Here is a 4,080-nt window from a genome sequence, read left to right on the forward strand (position 1 = left end):
TCATGCGCTCCGTCTATCAAACGGAGCAGCCCCTTCCAACTAAGCACGTGGTCCCACAATCGGGGTCCATTTCAAACCGCGATTGTCCCCGGCGAATCAAAGGAAGAACACGATGTCGGATGCAAAATTGTAGAATGTGCTGTCTTCTCTTTCGCAGACAGCGAGACAGTTGAATGCTCCGCCGGCCGGCCGGACTGCGCCGGATGCAACTTACGTGAAGCTAGATACCAATGAGAACCCATTTCCACTGCCAACGATCGTATGGCAAAGTGCAATTATCGCCCTTGAGCGGCAGTATCTTTATCCCGAAGATGACAACCTCAGCTTGCGGGAAGCAGCTGCCAATGCGTACGGCGTAGCGACGGATCATGTGATTGCCGGCAATGGATCATCTGAGATTCTGGGGCTGATCTACAGAGCCTTTCTTGCCCCGGGCGAGAGCGTGGCAATGCTGTCTCCAGGTTTTTCATTCAATCGCAAACTTGCTATGTTGCAAGGGGCTCAACTTCTCGAAGTCAGATGTGACGAACCTCAGTCCTTGCCTATAGAGCAATTGTTGTTGGGTTGCGAAAAAGCCGCGAAGTTCGTTCTGGTAGCTAATCCGAATAATCCAACCAGAACGTTCATTCCGATCGCTGACATCGAACGCCTTGTGGCAGAATCGGACCGTCTAGTCGTGTTGGACGAGGCGTATGTCGATTTTGCGCCTGATAATGGCCTACGCCTCCTAAGCCGCTATCCGACTCTTCTGATCTTAAGAACATTTTCGAAGAGCTACGCCGCCGCTGGCATTCGCGTCGGCTTCGGACTAGGCCACCCAGAGCTTATCGGAAGGCTTCGTAACATCCAGAACGTCTTCAACATGAATGTGATCGGTCACGCGGTGGGCATCAGCGTTCTTGCGCACCGCGCCATCTACGAAGATAACCATAGGCACATCACGCAGGAAAGAGAACGAGTGGCGAGCGCACTGTCACAACTTGGATTGTCTGCAACGCCCTCCGACGCAAATTTCTTGCTAGTCCGTGTGCCCGCGGGACACGACGGCAGATGGTGGCAGCTGGCTTTGGAAAGGCAAAAGATACTCGTTGCCTTTTTCCCTGATGAAGGTCTTGAAGACTGTATCCGCGTTAGCATCGGCACAAAAACGCAAATGGACGCGATTCTCGCAGCAATCAGTGACATTTCTGGCCGCTCGAAAATGGGTATATCGCCCGCCGCGCAGTAGTAATGTCTGGTGCCGCGTCACGTATGCGATAGCACCACCGAGGGATGAGAGCGGTGGGTGGCATAACCGAGATCTGTTGTGACTGATGGACGAAAATCGACGACGGATCGATCGCTTAACTGCCACGGCCCCGTTTTCGAGGGACAACCGCCTCGTGATCAGCGGTATCGCGCACCTACTGCAGTTAACAAGGGACAACGATCGCTTTCCTGGTTGAGCCGCGCATGGAGCGTGGCTTGATCGAGCTCGCCTTCCCACCAGGACACGAACACCGCGGCAAGACCGTTGCCCGTGATATTGGTAAGGGCGCGCACCTCGCTCATGAATTTATCGATCGAGAACACGATTGCCATGCCAGGCACTAGCGCCGGATTAACCGCTGATAGCGTCGCCGCGAGCGTGATGAAGCCGGCCCCGGTGATACCGCTTGCGCCTTTCGAGGTCATCATCGCCACGATCAGGATCGTGAGCTGTTGGCCGAAGGTAAGATCGACCCCGAGCGCCTGCGCGATAAATAACGTTGCCAAGCTCATGTAGACGTTGGTGCCATCGAGGTTGAACGAGTAGCCGGTCGGCACCACGAGCCCGACCACGGGCTTGGAGCAGCCGAGCCGCTCAAGCTTCTTCATCAACTGCGGCAGCGCGCTTTCCGAGGACGAGGTGCCGAGCACGAGCAAGAGCAAGAGCTCGTCTTTGATATAAGCGATAAACTTGAAGATCGAAAAGCCAACGGAGCGCGCGATCAGACCGAGCACGACCACCACGAACAGCGCGGCCGTGGCGTAGAACAGTGCGATTAGGCCGATTAGATTGCCGAGCGCCGAGGGTCCGAGCTTGCCGATCGTGAAGGCCATGGCGCCGAACGCGCCGATCGGCGCGGCCTTCATGACAATAGCGATGACGCCGAACACCGCGTGCGCCGTGTCGTCGATCATGCCGCGCAACTTCTCGCCGCGCTCACCCAGCGCCATCAGCGAGAAGCCGAACAGGATGGCAAATAAGAGTACCTGCAGGATGTCGCCGCGCGCCAGCGCGCCGACCACGCTGTCGGGAATGATATTGAGGATGAAATCGACGGTTTTCGAAGCTTCCGCCTGCTCCACGTAGTTGGCGACGGCTGCGGCATCGGGCTTGGCCGCAAGGCCGTGGCCGATCTGGAAAAGATTGCCCATCAGAAGGCCGAGCAACGAGGCAAAAGTGGAGACGATCTCGAAATAGACCAGCGCCTTGAGGCCGACCCAGCCGACCTTTTTCGCATCCTGGATGTGCGCAATGCCCGAGACCCCGGTGCAGAAGATGATGGGCGCGATGACCAACTTGATCAGCTTGATGAACCCGTCACCAAGCGCCTTGACCCAATCGCTGGTCGCGAGCGACGGCCACAGCCAACCGACGACGACGCCAATCAGGATCGCGATCAGCACCTGAACGTAGAGGATTTTGTACCAAGTTCTCGACACCGGCGCGGGTGCGGCAGTTGCGATGGTGGTCATGACGCTCCTTCCCAATATGAACTCGAACACCGAGCCACCGCGCGTTGAGAGGCGACGGCATCAGACGAGCCTTGTCATGCCAGCCGTGCGCAATTGAAGACGGCGATGTCGGAACTCCGACAGCCGGCAGCGCGATTTGCTGGCAGTTACGTGTGTTTTTCTCTCGTTAAGCAAGACGCGCACCACGCGCCGAAGCCATGCTGCCGTTCAACCGGCGAGACTGTGGACAGACTTTCTCCTAAATGTATTTGGTTGAATGCCAGAAACGCGTTTGTTCCGCCGAAGGCAGAGGCGTTGTTCAGCGCCACGCGCACCTTGCGCTCGCGCGCGCCAGATTGGGCGCGGCCTCGAGATCGACCAGCTGCTTGCGGGCGATTTAATGCTCGGGCAGCGTTTTGAGCTTGGCCCTTATCCTGAGCTCAGAGTTGCAATCGGGTCACTGGCGGAGCGGCCTTCGCATCTCCCTATAAATGGAAGCGCCGCCGGTCCCGCCCATTCCGGAAACGACGACGCGCCTCCCCGTTCAGGCCTTCTCAGCGACCACGCCGCGGACAGGTTCGTCGCCGATAGACTTGAGATTCGATCAGGCGTCATCCGTGTTCATCTCAATCGTCGATCGCGCAGGACTGCGCCACGCAGATGATGTCCGCAACTCCAGTGACTGGATGCCACACCAGGTCAGTTCCGTGGTGGTCGATGTCTCGCGGCCGCCGACAGCGTTTTCCTTGTTCGTGCAACAATTTCCTTCGCGAATTGATCTGCCATGCTGCTGCTTCCATTAGGCGCTTCGACGCGAACGCACTGCCTTTCAGCCGCGCCGCGCGACAGAAGCAGTGACGTGATTCGTCGGGCGTCAGGTGCTGTCAATGCAACATTCCGCGACATTGGTAAAATTGATTTTTTGGATGGTACGCATCCACATTATCGACGTTTGGAGACATGCGCCTAAGACCTTGATGCAAGCTGCCCTCGGGCGTTATCGAGCCTCGCGTCGTAGTTTCGCACAGTTAAAAACGACAGCCTCGATGCTCCTTCACCGGGCCATCTACGCCGAGCTCCCGCCGCGCCTGGACGAGACGTCTGCCCCAGAGTTCTCGTCGAACGGACGCTTCGTAGTGGCAGACGTGAAGGCAGAACTTATCGTATTCCGACACCCAGGCGGCCACGTCGGGTCAGCCGGTCCGGAGATCGGAGTCGAGCCGTTCAAAGATCCAAAATCGGACATCACGGCGCGGCGGAGCCAACTTTGGGCAGAGTAATGCCAGAAGTTTTTCGTTCAAGAGGCTAGCATTACAGTTGTAATTGACTGAGGATTCTGAATCCATGGGCAACCATGATTCGAAGATCGTGGACGCAGGC

The 4,080-nt window shown here is 57.2% G+C and carries 2 protein-coding genes; one reads left to right on the plus strand and one right to left on the minus strand.

Going from position 1 to position 4,080, the window contains the following annotated elements; genetic code table 11:
• Positions 1–136 precede the first annotated feature (136 nt).
• Positions 137–1,228, plus strand: a complete 1,092-nt coding sequence (gene hisC / locus AAFX91_RS39630) for a histidinol-phosphate transaminase (protein ID WP_394570119.1) — start codon at positions 137–139, stop codon at positions 1,226–1,228.
• A 158-nt stretch (positions 1,229–1,386) separates the two neighbouring features.
• Here hisC and dctA read toward each other — a convergent pair whose 3' ends face one another.
• On the minus strand, positions 1,387–2,721 hold the full coding sequence (gene dctA, locus AAFX91_RS39635; RefSeq protein ID WP_394570120.1) for a C4-dicarboxylate transporter DctA: 1,335 nt from the start codon (positions 2,719–2,721) through the stop codon (positions 1,387–1,389).
• Between the last annotated feature and the right edge of the window lie 1,359 nt (positions 2,722–4,080).

Source organism: Bradyrhizobium sp. 31Argb (assembly GCF_043638955.1).
Classification (GTDB): domain Bacteria; phylum Pseudomonadota; class Alphaproteobacteria; order Rhizobiales; family Xanthobacteraceae; genus Bradyrhizobium.